General features: G+C 60.1%; 19 protein-coding genes and 1 tRNA gene. 15 read left to right on the top strand and 5 right to left on the bottom strand.

Going from position 1 to position 21,796, the window contains the following annotated elements; all coding sequences use genetic code 11:
* The first annotated feature begins 93 nt into the window (after positions 1-93).
* The 3 genes from WFP06_RS04300 to WFP06_RS04290 are packed head-to-tail and all read left to right on the top strand — an operon-like array spanning position 94 to position 3,110.
* Complete coding sequence (locus WFP06_RS04300; protein ID WP_336986007.1) at positions 94-1,302, top strand: GNAT family N-acetyltransferase; 1,209 nt, start codon at positions 94-96, stop codon at positions 1,300-1,302.
* A complete protein-coding gene (locus WFP06_RS04295; RefSeq protein WP_336986006.1) occupies positions 1,299-2,174 on the top strand; it encodes a JmjC domain-containing protein in 876 nt (291 codons plus the stop codon). Before WFP06_RS04300 ends, WFP06_RS04295 begins: the two co-directional genes overlap by 4 nt.
* Before the next feature lie 39 nt (positions 2,175-2,213).
* The gene (locus WFP06_RS04290; protein ID WP_336986005.1) at positions 2,214-3,110 is read left to right on the top strand and encodes an acyl-CoA thioesterase; all 897 of its coding nucleotides are present in this window, start codon (positions 2,214-2,216) and stop codon (positions 3,108-3,110) included.
* On the opposite strand, the gene WFP06_RS04285 is transcribed toward WFP06_RS04290, so the two are convergent.
* Both WFP06_RS04285 and uvrC read right to left on the bottom strand, forming a co-directional pair.
* Complete coding sequence (locus WFP06_RS04285; protein ID WP_336986004.1) at positions 3,111-3,926, bottom strand: universal stress protein; 816 nt, start codon at positions 3,924-3,926, stop codon at positions 3,111-3,113.
* A gap of 113 nt (positions 3,927-4,039) precedes the next feature.
* Positions 4,040-5,983 carry an excinuclease ABC subunit UvrC gene (gene uvrC, locus WFP06_RS04280; RefSeq protein WP_336986003.1) on the bottom strand — a complete coding sequence of 648 codons (1,944 nt, stop codon included), beginning with the start codon at positions 5,981-5,983 and terminating at the stop codon, positions 4,040-4,042.
* A gap of 116 nt (positions 5,984-6,099) precedes the next feature.
* Here uvrC and WFP06_RS04275 point away from each other — a divergent pair, with 116 nt between their 5' ends.
* Together WFP06_RS04275 and WFP06_RS04270 are read left to right on the top strand one after the other, a co-directional pair.
* On the top strand, positions 6,100-7,713 hold the full coding sequence (locus WFP06_RS04275) for a WS/DGAT/MGAT family O-acyltransferase (protein ID WP_336986002.1): 1,614 nt from the start codon (positions 6,100-6,102) through the stop codon (positions 7,711-7,713).
* Positions 7,710-8,510 (top strand): esterase/lipase family protein, encoded by an 801-nt coding sequence (locus WFP06_RS04270; RefSeq protein ID WP_336986001.1) that lies wholly within the window; start codon positions 7,710-7,712, stop codon positions 8,508-8,510. The genes WFP06_RS04275 and WFP06_RS04270 overlap by 4 nt, the downstream gene beginning before the upstream one ends.
* Positions 8,511-8,514: 4 nt before the next feature.
* On the opposite strand, the gene WFP06_RS04265 is transcribed toward WFP06_RS04270, so the two are convergent.
* Complete coding sequence (locus WFP06_RS04265; protein WP_336986000.1) at positions 8,515-10,986, bottom strand: TonB-dependent receptor; 2,472 nt, start codon at positions 10,984-10,986, stop codon at positions 8,515-8,517.
* Between the two features lie 206 nt (positions 10,987-11,192).
* Here WFP06_RS04265 and infA point away from each other — a divergent pair, with 206 nt between their 5' ends.
* The 5 genes from infA (at position 11,193) to WFP06_RS04240 (ending at position 13,339) form a co-directional block, all read left to right on the top strand.
* A complete protein-coding gene (gene infA, locus WFP06_RS04260; RefSeq protein ID WP_114520428.1) occupies positions 11,193-11,438 on the top strand; it encodes a translation initiation factor IF-1 in 246 nt (81 codons plus the stop codon).
* A complete protein-coding gene (locus tag WFP06_RS04255; protein WP_336985999.1) occupies positions 11,439-12,023 on the top strand; it encodes a Maf family protein in 585 nt (194 codons plus the stop codon). It abuts the gene before it with no gap.
* Positions 12,016-12,990, top strand: coding sequence for an Rne/Rng family ribonuclease (locus WFP06_RS04250; RefSeq protein WP_336985998.1), 975 nt, complete (start codon positions 12,016-12,018; stop codon positions 12,988-12,990). The genes WFP06_RS04255 and WFP06_RS04250 overlap by 8 nt, the downstream gene beginning before the upstream one ends.
* Positions 12,987-13,175, top strand: coding sequence for a DNA gyrase inhibitor YacG (locus WFP06_RS04245; protein ID WP_336985997.1), 189 nt, complete (start codon positions 12,987-12,989; stop codon positions 13,173-13,175). Before WFP06_RS04250 ends, WFP06_RS04245 begins: the two co-directional genes overlap by 4 nt.
* 88 nt (positions 13,176-13,263) lie before the next feature.
* Positions 13,264-13,339, top strand: a tRNA-Phe gene (locus WFP06_RS04240).
* A gap of 93 nt (positions 13,340-13,432) precedes the next feature.
* On the opposite strand, the gene WFP06_RS04235 is transcribed toward WFP06_RS04240, so the two are convergent.
* Complete coding sequence (locus WFP06_RS04235) at positions 13,433-15,367, bottom strand: beta-galactosidase (protein ID WP_336985996.1); 1,935 nt, start codon at positions 15,365-15,367, stop codon at positions 13,433-13,435.
* Between the two features lie 145 nt (positions 15,368-15,512).
* Here WFP06_RS04235 and WFP06_RS04230 point away from each other — a divergent pair, with 145 nt between their 5' ends.
* From WFP06_RS04230 to WFP06_RS04220, 3 genes are read left to right on the top strand one after another with little or no spacing between them, the layout of a single operon-like run.
* Positions 15,513-16,688 carry an 8-amino-7-oxononanoate synthase gene (locus tag WFP06_RS04230; protein ID WP_419716213.1) on the top strand — a complete coding sequence of 392 codons (1,176 nt, stop codon included), beginning with the start codon at positions 15,513-15,515 and terminating at the stop codon, positions 16,686-16,688.
* Positions 16,670-17,278, top strand: a complete 609-nt coding sequence (gene bioD, locus WFP06_RS04225) for a dethiobiotin synthase (RefSeq protein ID WP_336985995.1) — start codon at positions 16,670-16,672, stop codon at positions 17,276-17,278. The genes WFP06_RS04230 and bioD overlap by 19 nt, the downstream gene beginning before the upstream one ends.
* Complete coding sequence (locus tag WFP06_RS04220) at positions 17,275-18,543, top strand: adenosylmethionine--8-amino-7-oxononanoate transaminase (protein WP_336985994.1); 1,269 nt, start codon at positions 17,275-17,277, stop codon at positions 18,541-18,543. The genes bioD and WFP06_RS04220 overlap by 4 nt, the downstream gene beginning before the upstream one ends.
* Before the next feature lie 36 nt (positions 18,544-18,579).
* On the opposite strand, the gene WFP06_RS04215 is transcribed toward WFP06_RS04220, so the two are convergent.
* Positions 18,580-19,482: a phosphoenolpyruvate carboxykinase (ATP) gene (locus WFP06_RS04215; protein WP_336985993.1), complete on the bottom strand. Its 903-nt coding sequence runs from the start codon at positions 19,480-19,482 to the stop codon at positions 18,580-18,582.
* Positions 19,483-19,582: 100 nt separating this feature from the next.
* Between WFP06_RS04215 and WFP06_RS04210 the strand changes: the two genes are divergently transcribed.
* A complete protein-coding gene (locus tag WFP06_RS04210) occupies positions 19,583-20,884 on the top strand; it encodes a cation:proton antiporter (RefSeq protein WP_336985992.1) in 1,302 nt (433 codons plus the stop codon).
* A 116-nt stretch (positions 20,885-21,000) separates the two neighbouring features.
* On the top strand, positions 21,001-21,795 hold the full coding sequence (gene purC, locus WFP06_RS04205) for a phosphoribosylaminoimidazolesuccinocarboxamide synthase (RefSeq protein ID WP_336985991.1): 795 nt from the start codon (positions 21,001-21,003) through the stop codon (positions 21,793-21,795).
* Position 21,796 lies beyond the last annotated feature (1 nt).

Here is a 21,796-nt window from a genome sequence, read left to right as displayed (position 1 = left end):
GGCCTTACCGGAATATATTTCGCACCATTATCGGCGTTAAATCTTCCTTCGCCTATTCACGCTAGAGCCGATACGCGGCGCAGATTGCCGCAGATGATAAAGGTTAATGGTGCGGTGGGTTTATCGCTTAACCTCAGGCAAGGCGCAGCACTGCCCGGAGTGGCGGATGCACCTGCCTGCGCTGACGGGGCCCGGCTGGTTTCGTATGCAAGCGCCGCCAGGCCGCAATTCGTGGCCCAGTGGGACGCGCTTGCCCGGCGTGCCAGCGAACCAAATCCGTTTTACGAAAGCTGGTATCTGCTGCCTTCGATGGCGGAACTGGCCGATGGTAAAGAAATCAGTATTTTCGCGGTCTATGCCGCCGGGCGGCTGGCCGGAATATTGCCCGTCATGCGCGCTCCGCGCTATTACGGTCATCCGATCCCCAATATGGCCGGCTGGGTACATCCCAACAGTTTTCTCGGTGCGCCGCTGGTTCTCGCCGGATCGGAACAGCAGTTTTACGAGAGCCTGTTCGATTGGGCCGACCGTAATTGCGGCACCAGCCTGTTTTTGCATTTTGCCAGCCTACCGCTGGATGGCCCGCTGTACGATGCCTTGCACGCCGTAACCACAAAACAGGGCCGAACAGCCGGAGTGGTCAAGCATCAGGAGCGGGCAAAATTATGCTCGCGCCTTTCACCGGCGCAATATCTCGAAGCGGCGCTGAGCGGAAAAAAACGCAAGGAGTTGCGCCGCCAGAAAAAGCGTCTGGGCGAACTGGGCAACATGGCCATAGTCCGGTCGGAAGGGTCCGATGGCATCGGCGAATGGACCGCTGCCTTTCTCGCGCTGGAATCTGCCGGTTGGAAGGGTACAGCGGGTTCTGCGCTTTCTCACGATGCCGGCACTCGGACATTATTCAAACAGGCGCTTGCCGGTGCGGCAGAACGCGGAATTCTGGACCGGCTGTCCATAACACTCGGCGGTAAGCCGATTGCCATGCTGGCCACCTTCATCTGCCGCGAAGGCTCGTTTGCTTACAAGACCGCATTCGACGAGACATATTCGCGGTTTTCGCCCGGCGTGTTGCTGCAATGCGAAAATCTCGACCTGCTTGATCGCAAAGGGCTGGCATGGTGCGACAGTTGTGCCGCTGCGGATCACCCGATGATCGACCATATCTGGCGCGAAAGGCGCGGGGTTGGCTGTATCAATGTGGCGATCGGCGGAAAATTGCGACGTTCTGTTTTCGGGCAATTGCTGCGCCGTGAAACCCGCAACATCGCGGCAGGTATCGCCAATCCGGGATCAATCCGATGAACGTTACCGTCAGGTTTGCCAGCAATGCTGCCAACGCCGTGTTCTCGCCATCTGCGCGGCAGGTCTTTGCTGCCAGATATCCCGAAACGCCGCATACATTGCGTCACGATCTGTCACGCCATGATTTGCTCACCCTGGATGCCATTGCGCGATTGGGCGAAACGCTTCCGGCGCATTGTGCCGAATATAACCGCGGCGACTGCCCGATCGGTGTCGGCGAAAAACCGGCTGCTACAGGCCTCTCGATTGGCGACACTATCCGCGGTGCCGACGGCACGAACAGCTGGGCTGTGCTCAAGAACATCGAACAGGACCCGGCTTATTCCGCCCTGCTGACCAGCCTGCTCGGCGAAATCCGACCGGAAATCGAAGCGAAGACCGGCCCGATGCTGCTGACCCAGGGTTTTATCTTCGTTTCTTCGCCAAACGCGGTCACACCCTATCATTTCGATCCGGAACATAACATTCTGCTGCAGCTGGCAGGGCATAAGGTCATGACCCAATTCACTGCTGGCAATACTCAATTTGCAGCCGATACGGCGCACGAGACCTATCACACCGGCGGCGCGCGCGAACTGGCCTGGAGCGACGATTTCATCGCTGGCGGGCGGGAGTTTCCGCTCGGACCGGGCGATGCGCTATACGTGCCCGTTATGGCCCCGCATTTCGTTCGCAATGGCCCCGCCACGTCGATCTCGCTGTCGATCACCTGGCGCAGCAAATGGAGCTATGCCGAAGCAGATTCACGGGCTTTCAACCACGCTTTGCGAAAATTCGGACTGGCGCCAAGGCCGCCAGGACGGTGGCCAGCTTCAAACCGGGTGAAATCAATCGCCGCAAGAACGCTCAGACGTGCGGGATACCGTCTGTGACCGATTGACGCGGTTGCAACTGCCCCGCAAAGATTGCCGATGGAAACCCAACCTTCACCAGAAAAACTTGTCGCATCGCTTATCCGCTTGCTCGACGTGGAGCAAACCGGTGAGGATCTGTTTCGCGGTCGCAAGAAGAAGGACGGGGTTGGCCGTGTTTTCGGCGGCCAGGTTATCGCGCAGGCATTGATGGCCGCAGAAAAAACCGTGGCGCCGGACCGCGCCGCCCATTCGCTCCACGCCTATTTCCTGCGCGGCGGTAGCGAGGGGTTCGAAGTCGATTACCAGATCGATCGCCAGTTTGATGGCGGCAGCTTTTCCAATCGCCGCGTTGTCGCCAGCCAGGCAGGGCGGCCAATCCTGAATGTAACGGCCAGTTTCCAACGCCCTGAAGACGGTTTGCATCACCAGGCCGGGCAATTGCCCGACGTCCCGATGCCGGGTGATCTGCCGGACGAGGCCGAAACGCGCGCCGAAATGGCGAGTAAACTACCCGAGGACAAGGCAGCATGGTTCCTGCGGCCGCGCCCGATCGAAACCCTCGCCGTCGAAGGGCGCCACTGGAATAACGATCAGCCCGCCCCGCCCGTTTCGCATAGCTGGATCCGCGCCGCCGCAGCCTTGCCCGACGATCCGCGCATCCACCGCGCGGTTCTGGCCTATGCCAGCGATATGCAATTGCTCGGCACATCCATGCTGCCGCACGGGCTGAGCTGGGCGCGCGACGAAATCGTCGGCGCCAGTCTGGATCACACGATCTGGTTTCACGAACCGTTCCGGGCTGACGAGTGGATGCTTTATCAAAGCGATAGCCCATGGACCGGGCATGGCCGCGGGTTCAATCGCGGCAGCATTTACAGCGTCGATGGGCGGCTGATCGCCAGTGTCGCGCAGGAAGGCATGGTCAGGCGGGTCAAGCGCGCATCTGCCGATTGACTAGTGAGCCAGCAAAAGCGGGACGGTGACGTTGGACAGCATCCGTCTCGTCACGCCGCCAAGGATGGTTTCCGTCAGTCGGCGGTGGCCATAGGCCCCCATCACGATCAGTCCGGCATCACGCGCGTTCGCAGCCTTGAGAATCTGGTCGGCGATTTCCGGTTTACCACTAGGCAGTTCCACAATCTCGCTCGCAATGCCGTGGCGAGAGAGGTAGTTTGCGCCCGCAAGTGACGGAAAATCATATTCGCGCTTCTTGGCCGGTTCATTGGCGCAGATCAAAAACACCGAACCGGCCTTTTTCAGCAGCGGCAATGCGGCCCGCAGCGCGTTACACGCTTCGGTCGATCCATTCCATGCAACCACCGCAGGGGCAGCTGTGTCGAACGATCTGGCATCATCGGGTACGATCAGGACCGGCGTGCGCGCTTTGACAACAAGCGCGCTGACAGTCCTTGAAGGCGCCTTACCGCCGGCAACCGGCTCCCGCGATCCCGCCACCACCAGATCGTTGATTGCGGAGTGGGCAAGCAATCGGTCCTCCGCCGTCCCCGCCTGACTGACAAAATCCCACGCAATGTCTTCCTTTTCGAGATGCGCCACCACCCTTTTCTCCAGTTGCTCGGCTGCTTCACGCATTACCGGGATCATCACTGCAAAGGCTGCGCCGTAGGGATCGCCTGGCGGCGACATTTCGTAGGGGGTTGCATTCAGACAGGTGAGATGGCCTTCAAAAGCGCGCACAAGATCGGCGGAAACCTGCAACCGGGCATCGAGCCCGCTGTCGTCGTAGGCATTGACAAGAATTGATCGCATGGGGTGTCTCCTCGATAGGATGCCGATGGTATCTCGGCGGTCAGACTGGAGAATACCCCGTTCGGGCTCCGGAACCTTTGATGTCGATCAAAATTTGCCGATTTTTGGCGGATTTACCCGCCAGTATGGTAGTAATCGTAAATCGTCTGCGCGACCGCGGCGCTGACACCGGGCGCCCGTTGCAGATCTTCCAGTGACGCTGCGCGAACTTTCCCGGCAGTACCGAAATGCAGCAGCAAGGCGCGCTTTCTGGCCGGACCGATGCCCGGAATTTCGTCCAACGGCGAAGCAGTGATCGCGCGGCTGCGTTTTGCCCTGTGCGCCCCGATTGCATAGCGGTGCACTTCGTCACGCAGCAGCTGCAGCTGGAACAACACGGGCGAATTGGTGGGCAGGGTTTTTTCACGGCCATCGGGGAAATGGAACACTTCGCGCCCCTCCCGGCCATGATGCGGACCCTTGGCAATGGCGATCAACGGGACATCCTCTATGCCCAGTTCTTCCAGCGTGTCTTTCACTGCGCTCATATGCCCCTTCCCGCCGTCGATCAGCACCAGATCGGGCCAGGTGCCGCTTTCGCGGTCGGGATCTTCGCGCATCGCCCGGCTGAATCGGCGCTGCATCACTTCACGCATCATCCCGAAATCGTCGTTCGATTGCGCCTCCTTGATATTGAATTTACGATATTGGCCTTTGATAAAACCCTCCGGCCCGGCAACGATCATCCCGCCGACTGCCTTGGCCCCCTGAATGTGACTGTTGTCATAAACTTCGATGCGCTGCGGGGTTTCCGCCAGATCAAGAAATTCGGCCATTTCGCGCAGCGTTCTGGCCCTGGTGCCGGTTTCGGCCAGCCGCCGGTCCAGCGATTCGACCGCGTTGCGCTGCGCCTGTTCCATCAGCCGCCGCCGATCGCCGCGCTGGGGGACGGAGATTTCGACCCTGTGCTGCGCGACTTCGCCGAACGCTTCTTGCAGTAGCGCCCTTTCCGCCAGGTTACGATCGACCAGAATGTGCCGGGCTGGCGGCACCTCTTCGTAAAACTGCGCGAGGAAGGCGCTCATCACATCGCCCTCCTCCATGCCAGCAACATTGCGTGGGAAAAATGCCCGGTGGCCCCAGTTCTGCCCGCCGCGAATGAAAAACGCCTGGATGGCAATCTGCCCGCCTTTGGAATGCATGGCGAAAACATCCGCATCGCCCATTGCTTCCGCATTGATCGCTTGCGAGCCCTGGATGAAAGTCGCTGCGCGCAGCCGGTCACGCAGCATCGCTGCGCTTTCGAAGTCGAGATCTTCGGCAGCCTTGGCCATTTGCGCTTCGATTTTGGTCTGCACGGCCGACGATTTCCCGCCAAGAAAATCCTTCGCCTCCTGCACCAGTTCGCCGTAACCGGCCTCGTCGATGCGGCCAACGCACGGCGCCGAACAGCGCTTGATCTGATACAACAGGCACGGTCTGTCACGCCGGCTGAAAAAGCTGTCGGTACAAGACCTTAGAAGAAACAGCTTTTGTAGCGCGTTAATCGTCGTGTTAACGCTGCCGGCACTGGCAAACGGGCCATAATAATTGCCCTTTGCGCGCCGCGCACCGCGGTGCTTCATGATGCGGGGAAAACCGTGATCGGCGCGCAGCAGGATAAACGGAAAACTTTTATCGTCGCGCAGCAAGACATTGTAAGGCGGGCGGTAACGCTTGATAAGCTGCGCTTCGAGCAGCAGCGCCTCGGCCTCCGAATTGGTTGTGATGATTTCCATGCCGCGTGTCTGGCTGACCATCCGCTGCAACCGGTTGGTCAGATTGGCGATCTGCAGATAATTGGCGACGCGGTTTTTCAGCGCCCGCGCCTTACCCACATACAGCACATCGCCGCGTGTATCGAGCATCCGGTAAACGCCCGGCTTGGGCCGCAGCGTCTGGACAACCTCGCGGATAGCGGCGACCCCCGCTTCCAGATCGGGCTGGCCGCTTCCGCGCACGGTATAGCTGGCCCGATCCTCGTGAAAACGCTCCGCCCCTGCGGGCGTGGTGGGTGTTCCTGCGGGAGTGCGAGCCATGGTGGTAAAATAGGCACTCTATGCGCCGATTGAACACCCCTTAGTTGACGCAAAACCCGCTTCTGTTAGGTTTCGATCACGCTACCGGTAATAACCGGAGCCGCAGGAGAGAAATATTGCGTCAATTACAGGGTATGGATGCATCGTTTGTTGCGCTCGAAACGCGCAACTCGCCGATGCATATCGGGTCCATCCTGATTTATAATCCTGAAACGGCGCCGGGCGGGTTTGTTCGCTTCAAGGATATTCTGGGTTTCTTCGAAGGCCGGATGCAAATGTCCAAGACCATGCGCCAGCGCCTGGTCAAGGTGCCTTTCGATCTCGACTACCCTTATTGGATCGAAGATCCCGATTTCGATCTCGAATATCACGTCCGCCATCTGGCCTTGCCCAAACCTGGCGACTGGCGGCAGTTGTGCATTCAGGCTGCAAGGATTTTTGCCCGCCCGCTAGACCTTACCCGCCCGCCGTGGGAATTTACCGCAATCGAAGGGTTGGATAATATTCCGGGCGTTGCACCGGGAAGCTATGCGATGGTGACCAAGGTCCACCATTCGGCCATCGACGGAAAAAGCGGCGTGGATCTGATGGAGGTCCTGCATACGCTTGATCCCGACACCCCGCCGCCCGGCGAACCCGATAACTGGAAGCCGGAACGCATTCCGACCGGCCCCGAACTGCTTGGCAAAAGTTACTTGAACGCTGTGACCAATCCGATGAAGCAGCTGGAGGTCGCGGCAAAGGCAGCCCCCGGGCTGGCCAAGGCGATCAAAGGTCTGGCAGCCAAGGAATTCAGTGTCAGCCGCGAAATGATCGCGCCGCGAACACGGTTCAACAAGGTGATTTCCGCCGCCCGCGTTGTCGAAGGGCGCAGCGTCGCGCTCGCCGATATAAAGGCCATCCGTCACGCCGTGCCCGGTGCCAAAGTGAATGACGTGTTCCTTGCCATTATCGGCGGCTCGATGCGGAAATATCTCGCAGCCAAGCACGACCTGCCCGATAAGACACTCACCGCGATGGCCCCGATTTCGGTCCGCTCCGAAGAAGAGAAGGGCGATATGGGCAATCAGGTTGCCGCAATGGTCGTGCAATTGGGGACGCATATTGCCGATCCGCTCGAACGGCTTGAATACGTCCACTCGCGGACCAGGAACAGCAAGGCAATGACCGAAGCTGTCGGCGCGCGCAACATGACTGAAATGAGCAAGGTCAGCCCGGCACTTTACATGTCGCTGGGCGCGCGGCTGTACACCAGTCTGGGACTGGCCAACCGGATGGGTCCGCCCTTCACAACGGTCGTGACCAATGTGCCGGGTCCGCCGGTTCCGATTTATTCGACCGGGGCGCGGCTGGAAAGCATGATGGGGCTGTTGTGCCTGACTGACGGGCTTGGCCTCGGCCATGTCGTCCAAAGTTATGTGGACGAGGCGACGATTGCCTTCACCGCGTGCCGCAAATTGCTGCCCGATCCGGAATTTTACGCTGATTGCATCGAGGAAAGCTTCGAGGAATTGCGCGATGCGGCAAAAAGAGCCGTTCAGCATGGGGCCACCACACGTGACGTAAAGCCCAAACCGCCCGCCGGAAAAAAACCGCCGGCCAAGCGTAAACCTTCCGCAAAAGCGGCTAGAAAGCCCGCTACAAAGCGAACGACTGCCACGCCAAGGCGCAAGCCGCCGGCCAAGACAACATCAACCACCACAACAACCACAAACGGGCCCAAGAAATGACCGCTTCAACCGCTACCATGGCCCGCCCCGCGCGGCCGCCCAGTCGCCTGCTCGCGCTGGCCGAACCGGGCCGCGCCCTCACCGAAATGGCGGCGTTTTATGCGCTGCGCCCTGCGATGGGTATGCTGCCGAAGGGTGATGGCCACGGGGTGCTGGTTCTGCCGGGCTTTATGGCTTCTGACGGATCGACCCGTCCGATGCGCTCGCTGCTGACCGATCTTGGCTATGACGTTGCCGGCTGGAAACTCGGCCGTAATGTGCGCGTCGATAATGCGCGAATCGAAGCCATGATGGGCTGCGTCGAGGAATTGTCCGACAACACCGGAGGGAAAATCTCGATTGTCGGCTGGAGCCTTGGAGGCGTATTCGCGCGCGAACTGGCCAAACTGGCACCGGAAAAGGTCCGCCAGGTTATTTCGCTCGGCAGCCCGATTTCAGACGACCGGAACCACACCAATGCACGCAGGTTGTTCGAATTTCTCAATGGCGAGAAGCCTGAACCGATGCGCGACGGCCAATTCGAGGGTCTGCATCAGGCCCCGCCGGTCCCCACCACCTCGATCCTGACGAAAAGCGACGGCGTAGTCGGATGGCGCGGCTCGGTTCAGCGCCCGGATGCGCAAAACAATCCGGATACGGAAAACATTCAGGTTTACGCCAGCCACTGCGGCCTTGGAGTAAACCCGTCTGTCATGGTCGCCGTGGCAGACCGCTTGGCGCAGGCCGAGGGTAAATGGTCACCTTTTGCACCGCGCGGCCTGTCCAGCCTGCTGTTCCCGCGCACGCTGCTGCACTGAACGGTTAGAACAGCTTGCGGATGTCGATCCCGATATAGCGCCCGACCGGATCGATCAGAAACGGCTGGTAGCTTAGCGGAACGTCGCCGTTTTCATCGGTTACCCTGCGCCGGGCATCGAACACGTTATCGACCTTTACCGCCAGCCGCAGACCTTTGAGCGGGCCGCTATCCTTGTCGAAAGCGCGGCCCAGATCAGCAAACATCCGAATGTCGATAGTCGCGACATCGCCGAATTGCAGATCCGTGCTGCCAGGCAATCCGCTGCCATCGACACGGCTACTGCCCGAATAGCGACCGGACAGGCGCAGTCCGTATCCGCTTTTGAACATCCCGCCTTCCAGCGTTGTGCTGTGCCGCGGACTGCCGTTTCCGCTAAGCGCGTCGCCGCCGAGCAGGTCCAGTACCGGGCCGCCGGGCGCGACCACGACCTTGTTCTTCAATTCAATCTGGTGGTTCAGGCTGACGAAATAGCGCCCGCGCGAATCGCCGCCGCCGCCAAACATGGCCATGGGATTACCGCCGCCGCCTGGACGGCCAGCACCGCCGCGCGCACCCTCACCAGCGCCTTCGCCCCCGCGTCCACCCGGACGTCCACCCGGGCGCCCGGCCTGCCGCCCGGCCTGCCGATCTGGCGTCTTGCCAAATTGGCCGCGGCTTGAAAGGCCAAACGAAATGCGGTCATTCAGCGTTTGCGAGAAAGTGATCGGCCGCTGATCGATCGCAACCAGATTTCCACCGGCATCGCGCGTAACGCGGCCCGGAAACGCTGCTTCAATTTCGGGTGTCAGCAACGGAAACGAAACTGACACATCATCGGAGCGGTTGCGGATATAGTCCACCTGGAAGCGGGTATCCTTGATGAAGGGCAATTCCCAATTGGCCGAGAATTTCCAGTCGGATTGCGATTCTTCCACCAAAGCCTGATTGCCGCCGCTCGTGACCGATGCCAGCACGGTATCCCCGTTGATAAAATCGAACACGGGCACATTGAAGGTCGTCACCGTCGCTGCGCCAAGCTGCGTCAGACTGGGCGCCGCTTCGGCATTCACATATGTCGCTTGCAAATCGAGATTTTCAAATGGCTTCCAGGTCAGTCCTGCGCTCCAGTCATAGAGCGTTCCGAAATCCGAAAGCCGATCGATCCCGGCCTGCAAATTGAGCGACAGGTCGCCGATTCCGGCCCAGGCGTTTTCGCGGCGGCTGGCGATCGGCACGACCACGTTGACACCGCCGTTTATCCTTCCGCGGGTCAATTGCGTATCAAGCGCCGATCGCGTGTCGCTGCTTTCGATCCGGTTCCATTTATAACCAAGATCGAATGTTGTCGAAAGCTCTCCCGCGGGCAAAATGACGGGCGCACCGCGCGCGGTCACTTTCGTTTCGGCGGTGTATGTTCTGGCATCTGCGATGGCAAATCCGCCATCTGTGAGCTCAGGAAGCGCACTATCAATTGCCAGCGTTCCCGCTGCTGCTGCAGCGAGCAGATCGGCCGTGCCGGCACGCTGATCGATTTCCGAATTCGTGTCGGTAAGAGACGCATCGGCAGTCGCAGTGAGACGAAAATCTCCCAACGGCGCCGTGTAAGTGGCCGCACTGGAATAGGTTTCGGTTCGGCTTCGGCGTTCGAGCGGATCATCCTTGTTCAATGTCCGCAATGCGCTGTTGCCCGCTGGATCGGACAGCAAGACAGTGTCAAGCCCGAACAGGCCGCGCGTGTCGGTTCGATTGGCCGTCGCGTTGAGGCTGATCGACGATCCGGAATCGATAATGGCCTTAGCCCAGTTTGCCGTGGCTTCAAGCTCGCGGCTATCGGAAACCAGGCTGCGGAATCCAGCCGGGTCGGGATCACCCGCAATATCAGGTATGCTGGAAGGGTTCTGGATGACGCCGCGCTCGCGTTCGGTCAGCAGCGACGTATCGTTGGCCTGAATATCAAGGTTGAGCCGGCCCCCGCCGGCAATTTTTAGAAGCGTCAGTTCCTGTTCGTTGTAGGAATAACCGCCGCGATCCGGCTGTTCCAGTTCTACGGCAGCGGTGATCGCCGAATAATCGTCCTTGAGGATAAAATTCACCACCCTTCGGTCGGGCGGAAATCCGAATAGCTGGGCGGTTTCTTCGGGCAAGACTTCCAACCGCTTGATCGCCTCGGGAGGATAGGAGCTGAATTCGCGGAAACTGCCGATCCTGATACCATTGATCAGGAAAACCGGTTGACCGCCGCCGCCGCGTCCGCGGGCGGACCCCGTCTCGGGCGCCAGCGCCTGGACCAGTTCCTCGATCGAGCTGGCGCCATAGGCGGCAATGTCGGCTTCTTCCAGCTGCACGATGGGTGCCTGCGGAACATCCAGCTGACCGCGGTAACGTTCCGCCACGACGACGATTTCGTTGTCATCATCCTGCGCGTTCTGGGCCAGCAAGGGATTTGGAAACAGAGCGGCAACAGCCGCCGTCGTCAGTAAAACTGAAAGGCGCATTGAAATCCCTTGCGAAAAAATATTCTGTCCCCGCAGCGACAGATGGCCTTGGCCGATGCGCGATACAAGCACTGCAATGTAACCAATTGTCGCACCTCCGGTTCCGCTGGCGACGCGGCCGCCTCCTGCGCAAACGCTTTCCTTTTGCGTATCGCGCAGCTATGGCGCGCGGCAATGAACATTATCGAAATTGGACGCTGAGCCTTATGGCCAAAGAAGAACTTCTGGAAATGCGCGGTAAGGTGTTGGAACTACTTCCCAATGCCATGTTCCGGGTCGAACTGGAAAACGGTCACGAAGTGCTCGGCCATACTGCCGGCAAGATGCGCAAGAACCGCATTCGTGTGCTCGTCGGTGACGAGGTGTTGTGCGAACTGACACCGTATGATCTGACCAAGGCGCGCATTACCTATCGTTTCATGCCTGGCCGGGGCGGCCCGGGCCCGCAATAAATGGCCGGGGGTAGGTTGCCCTCTCTAATCCTTGCGTCGGCGAGCCCCAGACGGCGCGAATTGCTTTCGCGCCTTGGGGTCGTGCCCGCGCGCGTAACATCGGCCGACATAGACGAAACGCCGCAGCCCGGCGAACGTCCAGCCAATTACGCGGTCCGTATGGCCCGCGAAAAAGCAACTGCGGCCGCAGACGATCATGCCTTTGTGCTGGCCGGTGATACAGTGGTTGCTGCAGGCCGCAGAATATTGCCCAAAGCCGAAGACGAGGCCACAGCGCGCAAATGCCTGCGGCTGCTTTCGGGCCGCCGCCACCGGGTGTTGTCAGCTGTCGTGCTGCGCTATCCCGACGGCACATTGCGCGCCAAGCTGAGCGAGACGGCGGTCCGTTTCAAGCGTTTCTCCGCTGAAGAGCTTGCCGGTTATCTTGCTGGCGGCGAATGGCGCGGAAAAGCTGGCGGTTATGCCATTCAGGGATCTGCGGAAAGCCTGATCGAATGGATCCGCGGTAGCCATTCCGGCGTGATGGGGATGCCGTTGTACGAAACGCGGCTGCTGCTGGGTTCGGCAGGTTTCAAAATTGGCTGAGTGGCTGGTAGAACATGGTGTTGCCGAAGACCGGGCATTGCTGATGGATAAAGGCATTCCGGTCGCTGCGCGGATATACTGGCCCGGATCGCTGACCGCAGGGCAGATCGAAGACGCCGTGCTGGTCTCCAAACCCCGTGATACGACGCGCGGCCGGGCGGAATTTGCCAGCGGCGAGCAAGCGCTTGTCGATCGGTTGCCTGCCAATGCGCAGGAAGGTTCGCATGTCAGACTGGTGATTACGCGCGCTGCGATTGCAGAACGCAGCCGCGTCAAGCTGGCGCAAGCTCGCCCGACCGGGGCTGACACTCGCCCTGCCCCGGGCCTTACCGAACAATTACGCGATGCGGCAGAATCGGTCACTGTCGTGCACAAGTTTTCCGGCTCAGATTGGGAGGAAATCTGGACCGAAGCCTGTGACGGGACAATCGCCTTTCCGGGCGGTTCCATCCATTGCTCCGCCACGCCCGCCATGACGCTGATAGATGTCGATGGCCAGATGGCAGCCGGTCCGCTCGCTCTGGCTGCCGTACCGGCCATCGCCGCAGCCATCGGCAAGTTCGATTTGTCCGGCTCGATCGGGATCGATTTCCCGACCATTGAAAGCCGCAGCGACCGCAAGCTGATCGACGATGTGCTGGCTGCCGCGCTAGCACGCCATGAACACGAACGGACGGCCATGAACGGCTTCGGCTTTGTCCAGATCGTCAGCCGAATGACGCGCCCTTCGCTGCTGCACATAATTGGCCATCACCGCGCGGATGCGACCGTGCGGCTGCTGCTAAGACGCGCGGAGGAAATTGCCGATCCGGGCGCATTGCTGCTGACCATGCACCCCGCGGTGCGCGCAAAATTGCAGAGCGAGTGGCTGGATGATCTGGCCCGCCGGACAGGACGCGAAATTCGGCTCGAAACCGACCCCGGGCTTGCAGTCGATGCAGCCTTCGCGCAAAACGTCCCTGTATGACCACCGACCGTAAATCCTGTCCGATCTGTAAAAAGGTCCGGACCCGGGAACATAGCCCGTTCTGTTCGCAGCGCTGCCGCGACCGTGATCTGGCCAAGTGGTTTGGTGACGGTTATGCCGTGCCGGGGCGGCCTGCCGCGCCGCACGAGATTGTGCCGGACGATGATTTGGACCGCGACGCCTGATTCACCCTTGCCATAGGCGCGAGGCTTCGCCATAGGCCCGCATTCCAACCATTCGTGACCGCCTGATCGGGCATCGCGATAACGGTTAGCCCGAGTAGCTCAGTTGGTAGAGCACACGATTGAAAATCGTGGTGTCGGTGGTTCGAATCCGCCCTCGGGCACCACTTCTTTCCGGTGCGTCCTCCGGCCGCCTGAAAGATGCGTGATGCCTTGAACCGGCACATGCGATTTTCCTGGATTGGTATAGCGCGGCCGCGTTACTCGCGCCAGACTGCGACACCCGCCGGCGGCAGGTCATCACCGCCAAGCACGTAATCACGCCGTCCCGCGGGCAGAACATCTGCCAGCGAAAGCGCCTCTGGACCGTGGTTAAAAGCATACCGCAGATCGCCATGGCTGCGCAGTCTGATATCAGGCGGCAAATTGTACGCCTGCAGGCCCGCTTCTGCTGCCATCATCCCGAGAATCTGGCTAAGCAAGGCGTGATCAGCCCAGCCGCCAAGATAGCGGCAATTAGCGCGGCGGAACAACACGGGTGCAATCTCCGGCTCGTCCTCACAATCGATCTGCTCCAGCCACCGTGAAATCGCTCCCTCGCCGGAAGGAACTTCGAGGCCGCGCCGCAGGCTTTCAGCCCGCATCACTTTGACCGGGACCAACTGCTGAAGCGGTCCTGGCGGCAGGTCTTCGGGAAACGCAAAATGTTCTGTTTTACTGCCGCTGCGCGGTCCAAGCAGCAATGGGCAATCGAGCGCCGCCAGACGGGCGGCCAGATCAGCGCGTACAATCGGCAGGCTGGGCGCCACCACCATCGGATAACCGTCGAGCGGCACGTGCGGGGAAACGATATCGACATCAAGCCCCAGCCGCCGCAGAGCAGTATAATAGGCGAACATCAGTTCCAGCGTGACAAAGCTTTGGCCTTGCGGCTGTGTTTCCAGCAGCCACTGCCCTTCATAGCTGTATATCAATGCCACGCGGCGCGGCGCGGCGCCCGAAAACTCCAATACCGCAATCTCGCGGGCGACCTGTTCGGCTTCGTAAAGGGCCGCATCCCCCGACCCGTCAGGCCGGAGTAATCCGCTGTGCATCTGCTCTTGCGCGAAAGGTGCCTGCCTCCAGCGGAAATAGCTCACCAGTTCCGCCCCGTGCGCCATCGCCTCCAGCGTCCAGAACCGCACCATGCCGGGCAGCGGCGCGGGATTGTATGGTGCCCAGTTAACCGGGCCGGGCTGCTGTTCCATCACCCACCAGCGGCCATTCTTGCCATCCCCGGTTCCGCAGCCGCGATAGAGATCGTGGTGAAATGCCGAAATATCCGGATGGCCTTGCCGAGCGTAACGTATCTTGTCCGCCTCGCTCATCCAGCTACGTTCCAGGAAGCCGAGCGGATAGCTGTCCCAGCTCGCCACATCGAGATCAGCCATCACAGCATGATGATCAAATTCGGTGTATAACCCCATGAAATTATGCACGATGTCGCGCCCGGGCGAATGTTTTCGCAATATCTCCGCCTGCAGACGATTGAAGCCGACCACTTCGTCCGAAGCGAAGCGGCGGAAATCAAGCACCTGCGCTGGGTTGGGTTCGGTCACGGTCAAATTGGGCAGGTCAATCTCGGCGAAGCTGCGATACTCCATGCTCCAGAACACATTGCCCCACGCGGTGTTGAGTGCGCCGATGTCAGTGTATTTTGCAGCAAGCCATCTGCGGAAGCCGATCTGCGCGGCGGCAGAATAACTGATCGTCGTATCGTGACAGCCATATTCATTGTCGGTCTGCCAGGCCACCACCGCAGGGTTTGCGCCATAGCGCGCTGCCAAAGCCTGCACGATACGCGCACATTCATCGCGGTAGGGCCGGTGCGAAAAACAGTAATGCCGCCGCGAGCCGAACTTGCGCGGGCGCCCCTGCGCATCCACCGCGACCATGTCCGGCATCGAATCTACCAGCCATTTCGGCGGCGTTGCCGTTGGCGTACCCAGGATAATCCCGAGACCGGCATTACCAAGCGTGTTGATGGCCCGGTCCAGCCATTCCCATTCAAAACGGCCCGGTTCGGGTTCGATGCGGCTCCACGCGAATTCCCCGATCCGCACACGCGCGAGGCCGATCGCCGCCATCCGCGCCGCGTCGATCGCCCAGCGTTCTTCGGGCCAGTGTTCGGGGTAATAGCAAACGCCGAGTTGCAAATGGCTATCCTTTGTCAGTAGTCCAGCGATTGACGGGCCCTCTACACCAGCGTCAATCCAGCCAGGCCTATGCCAATCAGATGTGCCGATTGTCAGTGGTCTGGAGAGCTAGCGGCGGAACGCACAGCGCGCTAGGGAAGAATCCGTGAGTTCCAATTCCTTCTTGTTTGCGGACCCTGCCGCCGGGCCGTTCGCCGCGCATACCGCCGATTTGCTGCAACTGGACAAACTTGGCCGCCGCCGCACACTTGCAGCGCGCGACGGGATCGACTTTGCATCGAACGATTACCTTGGCCTTGCTTCATCAGGCCAATTGGCGGCAGCGGCGAAAACGGCAATCGAGCGCGGCGTGCCCGTCGGGTCAGGCGGTTCGCGGCTGCTGCGGGGTAATCATCCCGAACACGAGGCGTTGGAGGCTGAAGCGGCAGCCCATTTCGGCAGCGAAAGCGCGCTGTATTTTGCCAATGGATTTTCCGCCAATGGCGCATTGCTGGCCGCCCTGCCGCAACGCGGCGATCTGGTGGTGCATGATGCGCTGATCCATGCCAGCGCGCATGACGGCATGCAGCTGGGCAGAGCGGAATTTATCGCCGCGCAGCACAATGATCCTGCAGCTTTCGAACATGCCATAAAAAACTGGCGCGCCAACGGCGGTACGGGGCAGGTGTGGATCGCGGCCGAGACACTTTACAGCATGGACGGCGATCAGGCCCCGCTGGACGATCTGGCAGAGATTGCAGATCGATATGAGGCAATATTGCTGCTCGACGAAGCGCATACAACGGGCTTGTTCGGGCCCGCAGGCCGCGGGCTGGCGGCACATCTCGAAGGCGCGCCGAATGTCGTCACGTTGCGCACTTGCGGCAAAGCTCTCGGCTGCGACGGTGCACTGGTTTGCGGACCGCTTGCGATGACGGATTTCCTGATCAATCGCGCGCGCGGGTTCATTTTTTCAACCGCCCCATCCCCGCTTATGGCCGCTTGCGTGCGGGAGGCGCTGAGATTGATCGAGGATGATGGACCGCGCGCGCAACTGCGCAGCCGCATTGCCGTGGCGCAGACTGCTCTGGGACGCGCAACAGGATCTCAGATCATCCCGATTGTTCTGGGAGACGAGCGCCGCACAATGGATATTGCCCGGCAGCTTCGGCAGGCCGGATTCGATGTTCGCGGCATACGTCCTCCCACGGTGCCGCACGGAACCTCGCGTTTGAGGATTTCGCTGACACTCAATGCATCAGAAGATAACATCAGGGCGCTGGGTGCCGCACTTGCCGGAATATGGGATGGAGAGGACGTTCGATGTCTCGCTACGTCGTAACCGGCACCGATACAGGCATCGGCAAAACCGTTTTTGCGGCGGCGTTGGCCCATCATCTGGGCGCGCGATACTGGAAGCCGGTGCAGGCCGGCCTGGACGATGGCGGTGATTGTGCTGCGGTCAAGCGTCTGGCAGGTCCCGGCGTCAGCATTCTGCCCGAAATATTCCGGCTGAATACGCCGTGCTCGCCGCATGAAGCCGCGCGGATCGACGGTGTGACTCTTTCTGCCAGCGCCCTTGGTCTTCCCGCCGGGAATAGCCCGCTGGTCGTGGAAGGCGCGGGCGGCGTGCTCGTGCCGCTTACCGATAACTTGTTATACGCGGATATATTCGCGATCTGGGGGCTACCGCTAATCCTTGCCGCGCGCACCCAACTGGGCACGATCAATCACACGCTGCTCTCGCTGGAAGCGTTGCGGGCGCGCGCGGTGCCGGTTCACGGCGTCGTATTTATCGGCGATGCCGAACCGGTGGCCGAACAGACGATTCCGCGGATCGGCAGAGTGCGCAATCTTGGCCGGCTGCCGATGCTTGATCCGCTGACACCGGAGGCTCTCCACGCGGCCTTTGCCGAAGGCGTTCGCTTGTGAGCAACCTCTCGTCTGTCTGGCATCCGTTCACGCAGCACGGTCTCGAAGCGCCCATTCCGATGGTCACCCACGCCGAAGGCAGCGCAATTTTTACCGCGGACGGACGCCGGATAATCGACGGAATTTCGAGCTGGTGGGTGACAACGCACGGGCACTGCAATCCCCGGATCATGGCTGCCATCGCCAGACAGACGGAAAAACTCGACCAGATTATCTTTGCCGGATGGACGCACGAACCAGCCGAACAGCTGGCGGCGAGCCTCGCCGCGCTGGTACCCGACCCGCTCCATTACGCGTTTTTTTCCGATAGCGGATCAACCGCGGTCGAAGTGGCACTGAAAATGGCGCTGGGCCACTGGGTCAATCGCGGCGAAAAACGCCGCCGCATCGCAGTGATGCAACATTCCTATCACGGCGATACGATCGGCACGATGTCGGTCGGTGAACGCGGCGTGTTCAACCGCGCTTACGAACAATTGCTGTTCGATGTCGCCACCATCCCGTTTCCCGCTGCCGGTCAGGAGCAGCTGGCAATTGATGCACTCGAAGCCGAATGCGCCGGCGGAGATGTGGCTGCGCTGATCGTCGAACCACTGCTGCTGGGCGCGGGCGGAATGCTGATATACTCGCCCGCGGTTCTGGCCTCGCTCGCGGAAATTTGCCGCGCCGCCGACGTGTTGCTGATCGCGGATGAGGTGATGACCGGATGGGGCAGAACCGGCACCCTGTTCGCCTGCGAGCAAGCGAATGTGGTGCCTGATATAATGTGTCTGTCAAAAGGGCTGACCGGCGGCGCGATCCCGCTGGCTGTGACAATGGCCACGCCGCGAATATTTGACGCGCATTTCTCGAAAGATCCGGCAAAGCAGTTTTTCCACTCGTCCAGTTACACCGCCAATCCGATTGCCTGCGCAGCCGCCAACGCCAATCTGCAGATCTGGCGGGATGAACCCGTTGCAGGGCGAATCGACACACTTGCCGCACGGCAGTCCGCAGGGCTAACACGTCTGGCAAGCCTGCCGGGCGTCACCGGCGCACGGCAAATCGGTACCGTGATCGCCGTCGATGTGGAAAGCGGGGTGGACGCCGGCTATCTCTCGCAGGTCGGGTCAAGGCTCAAGGCATCTCTGGCTCGGCAGGACGTGCTGCTCCGCCCGCTAGGGAATACCATTTATGTGATGCCCCCATATTGCACGGGGCAGGCGGACCTTGATGGGTTGCATGATGCTGTGGAACAGGCGATTGGCGAGGCTTTGGAAAAGTAGCCGCTTCAACGCTGTCCGGTGCAGATGGAGCCAGAGCTATGGCGACCAGTGATCTTCGAGCATCACGCAACTGTCATCAAGCGCGGAAAAATCACGTGGGCGTGACAGTCGATAGACCTCGATTTTTGAAGCCAGATTAGCGATTTCAACGGTGTAGTGCCCTAATCTGCCAAGCGATCTCAGGAACTGTGAGCGGTACATTGTCGATTGCAACAGGGCCTGCACAGCCTGCCCACCCGTCAGGCGGATTATGGCCGGCGGACCCCATTCTGCAACATAGCACGCGTGCAGCGATACCGGTGCGCGCGGCGGCGCGGTCTCAAACCTGAAATGGAATTTCCGGTCGCGGAAATGATCCTGTTCCATCGCCTTGTCTGACCAGCCTAAAGCGTCGATCGCGCCGTCCCATAATTTCATCCGCGCGGCCGACGGCCATATCTGTGCGCGTTCTGCATCGGTGTCCACGCGGCTAAGGTCGTCCGCCAGGCAGGCGTGTCCCCGATCACCCATTGCCGCCGCAAGGGTCGATTTTCCTGCCCCCGCCTCACCCGCAAACATAACGGCGCCTTGCGGGCCCATTACTGCGCTGGCGTGAAGCATTTGAAGGCCGCGCTGATAGCCCAGCGCGCCCCAGCCGGACCCAAGCGCAAACAGGCGGATTTCGCGGCTTGATGCTTCGGGCTTTGGCGCTATCAGCAATTTGCGCCCGGCATCCGCTGCGTATGTTCCGGCGTCGTCATCATCGAATATGAGACGGCTGCCCGAAATCACCGGTTCGTGGGGAGCAAGCCCGGTTGGCGAAAGCCCGTGATCTATGTGAAACGAAATATCGGGATCACCGTGCACCTTGGCAGCGAAGACGTCCCACTCCGGCAGTTCAAGTTCCGACGCAATATTCAGGCCCGAATGGGCGTAATGGTATAGGCGCGGTTCCGGCATCGCCTCGCACTAAAGCGCAGCCGCATGATTTTGCAAGCAAGGTTCGTTTCCGGCAAACGCGGCACTTCACGCCGCGCGCTTGGCTGGCTACACCCATGCGATGCATGAAACCCAAAGCCTTAATGCCTTCGATATTGCCGCTATGCTGGTGGTCGCGGCCGCCGTGCTGGGCTGGTTCAACCATCAGTTCATCAAATTGCCCCATGTGATCGGCCTGACTGTCATGGGCGCACTGGCGGCAATCGGACTGCTTGTTGCCGATGCCTTCATCCCGGGCATTACGCTCGACAATGATGTCGCGCAGCTGCTCGAACAGATGAATTTCACCGACACGCTGCTGCAAGGGATGCTCAGCTTCCTGCTGTTTGCGGGCGCTTTGCATGTCGATCTGGACCGGTTGAAAGCCGACTGGCTGCCGGTCCTGCTGCTATCCACGGTCGGGGTGATTATCTCAACCGTTCTGGTCGGCCTGGCCATGTGGGGCGTGGGCTTGATGCTTGGCCTGCCGATATTGCCGATCTGGTATTTCGTGTTCGGCGCGCTGATCTCGCCCACCGATCCGGTTTCGGTTCTGGGCGTGCTGAAGGAAGAGAACGTCCCGCTCTCGCTGCAATCTGCGGTCGCCGGTGAAAGCCTGTTTAACGACGGTGTCGGTATCGTCATTTTCACCATATTGCTGGGTGCGGCAATTTCGGGTGCCGACTTTTCCGTTTCCGAGGGCGCGCGGTTGTTCACCATCGAGGCGGGCGGCGGCGTGCTTGTCGGCCTGATATTCGGTTGGCTTGGCTTCAAGGCACTGGGCAGCATGGATGAATATGCGCTCGAAGTGCTGATAACACTGGCGATTGTGATGGGCGGGTACGCGCTGTGTACCTATCTTCATATATCCGGCCCGCTCGCGATGGCGGTTGCGGGGTTGCTGATCGGAAATCACGGTATGAACACCGCGATGAGCGACGTGACGCAGGATTACGTAGTCAAATTCTGGGAATTGGTCGACGAATTGCTCAATTCGGTTCTGTTCCTGCTGATCGGGTTGGAACTCATCGTGCTGGTGCCCGGTATCCCGCACATTGTGCTGGCCGTGGCGGCTATCGTGATCACGCTGGCAGCGCGGGCTGCCGCGGTTGGTGCGATGACCAAGGTCGTGCCGGCTGCGCGGCTGGATACCAAGGGCGCGGGGCGCGTCCTATGGTGGGGCGGTCTGCGCGGCGGTATTTCCATCGCGCTGGTTCTGTCGCTGCCCGCTAATGAAACACGCGATCTGCTGGTGGCCGCAACATTCGCAGCGGTGCTGTTTTCGGTTCTGGTCCAGCGCGCAACGCTGGGCAAACTGATCGACACCTTGCGCGAAAATTCGCAGCCTGATGCGGCGGCAGATATCGGGCGATCCGTCCACTAGGGCAAGATTGCCAGAATCGATGCCCCGAGATATAGCTGCGCGCAGCGCCCCGGCACTGCCGCGAAACCATGGTTTCGTCAGCCGGGGCGCGGTTTTTTCATCGCAAGGAATTCCCGATGTCCCGTCGCCGCCAGATTTACGAAGGCAAGGCCAAGATTTTGTATGAAGGCCCCGAACCGGGCACGATCATCCAGTATTTCAAAGACGACGCGACCGCTTTCAATGCCCAGAAAAAGGGCACGATCAACGGCAAGGGCGTGATCAACAACCGCATCAGCGAATATGTTTTCACGCGCCTGTCGCACATTGGCATTCCCACCCACTTCATCCGCCGTCTGAATATGCGCGAACAACTGGTCCGTCAGGCTGAGATTATCCCTATCGAGGTCGTCGTGCGCAATGTCGCAGCAGGGTCGATCAGCAAACGTCTGGGTATCGAGGAGGGTGAGGCGCTGCCGCACACGCTGATCGAGTATTATTACAAGGACGACGCGCTGGGCGATCCGCTGATTGCGGAAGAACATATCGCCTGTTTCGGCTGGGCCAATAATGAGGAAATGCAGGACATTTCCTCCATGGCGATCCGGATCAATGATTTCATGGTGGGGATGTTCTCGGCCATCAACATCCGCCTGGTTGATTTCAAACTTGAATTTGGCCGCGTGTTTGACGGTGATTACAGCCGCGTGATTCTGGCTGACGAGATCAGCCCCGACGGCTGCCGCCTGTGGGATATGACGACGGGAGAAAAACTGGACAAGGACCGCTTCCGCCGTGATCTGGGCGGTGTCGAGGACGCTTATCAGGAAGTCGCGCGCAGGCTTGGCTTGCTGCAAAATGACGATGGCGGTCCGGGCGAGGTGTTCGACCTTAGCGCCCACCGCGGGAAATTACGCGGCAAAAGCAAATAGA

Source organism: Altererythrobacter aquiaggeris, from assembly GCF_037154015.1.
In the GTDB taxonomy this organism is placed as follows: Bacteria; Pseudomonadota; Alphaproteobacteria; order Sphingomonadales; family Sphingomonadaceae; genus Aestuarierythrobacter; species Aestuarierythrobacter aquiaggeris.
This window is presented reverse-complemented; position numbering and strand designations above follow the sequence as displayed.

Coding starts and splice junctions, on each gene's coding strand:
- WFP06_RS04255 (WP_336985999.1), top strand. CDS start 11,439: ATGGCCGGGGGTAGGTTGCCCTCTCTAATCCTTGCGTCGGCGAGCCCC.
- WFP06_RS04210 (WP_336985992.1), top strand. CDS start 19,583: ATGCATGAAACCCAAAGCCTTAATGCCTTCGATATTGCCGCTATGCTG.
- WFP06_RS04245 (WP_336985997.1), top strand. CDS start 12,987: ATGACCACCGACCGTAAATCCTGTCCGATCTGTAAAAAGGTCCGGACC.
- WFP06_RS04295 (WP_336986006.1), top strand. CDS start 1,299: ATGAACGTTACCGTCAGGTTTGCCAGCAATGCTGCCAACGCCGTGTTC.
- uvrC (WP_336986003.1), bottom strand. CDS start 5,983: ATGGCTCGCACTCCCGCAGGAACACCCACCACGCCCGCAGGGGCGGAG.
- purC (WP_336985991.1), top strand. CDS start 21,001: ATGTCCCGTCGCCGCCAGATTTACGAAGGCAAGGCCAAGATTTTGTAT.
- WFP06_RS04265 (WP_336986000.1), bottom strand. CDS start 10,986: ATGCGCCTTTCAGTTTTACTGACGACGGCGGCTGTTGCCGCTCTGTTT.
- WFP06_RS04270 (WP_336986001.1), top strand. CDS start 7,710: ATGACCGCTTCAACCGCTACCATGGCCCGCCCCGCGCGGCCGCCCAGT.
- WFP06_RS04285 (WP_336986004.1), bottom strand. CDS start 3,926: ATGCGATCAATTCTTGTCAATGCCTACGACGACAGCGGGCTCGATGCC.
- WFP06_RS04300 (WP_336986007.1), top strand. CDS start 94: ATGATAAAGGTTAATGGTGCGGTGGGTTTATCGCTTAACCTCAGGCAA.
- WFP06_RS04215 (WP_336985993.1), bottom strand. CDS start 19,482: ATGCCGGAACCGCGCCTATACCATTACGCCCATTCGGGCCTGAATATT.
- WFP06_RS04290 (WP_336986005.1), top strand. CDS start 2,214: ATGGAAACCCAACCTTCACCAGAAAAACTTGTCGCATCGCTTATCCGC.
- bioD (WP_336985995.1), top strand. CDS start 16,670: ATGTCTCGCTACGTCGTAACCGGCACCGATACAGGCATCGGCAAAACC.
- infA (WP_114520428.1), top strand. CDS start 11,193: ATGGCCAAAGAAGAACTTCTGGAAATGCGCGGTAAGGTGTTGGAACTA.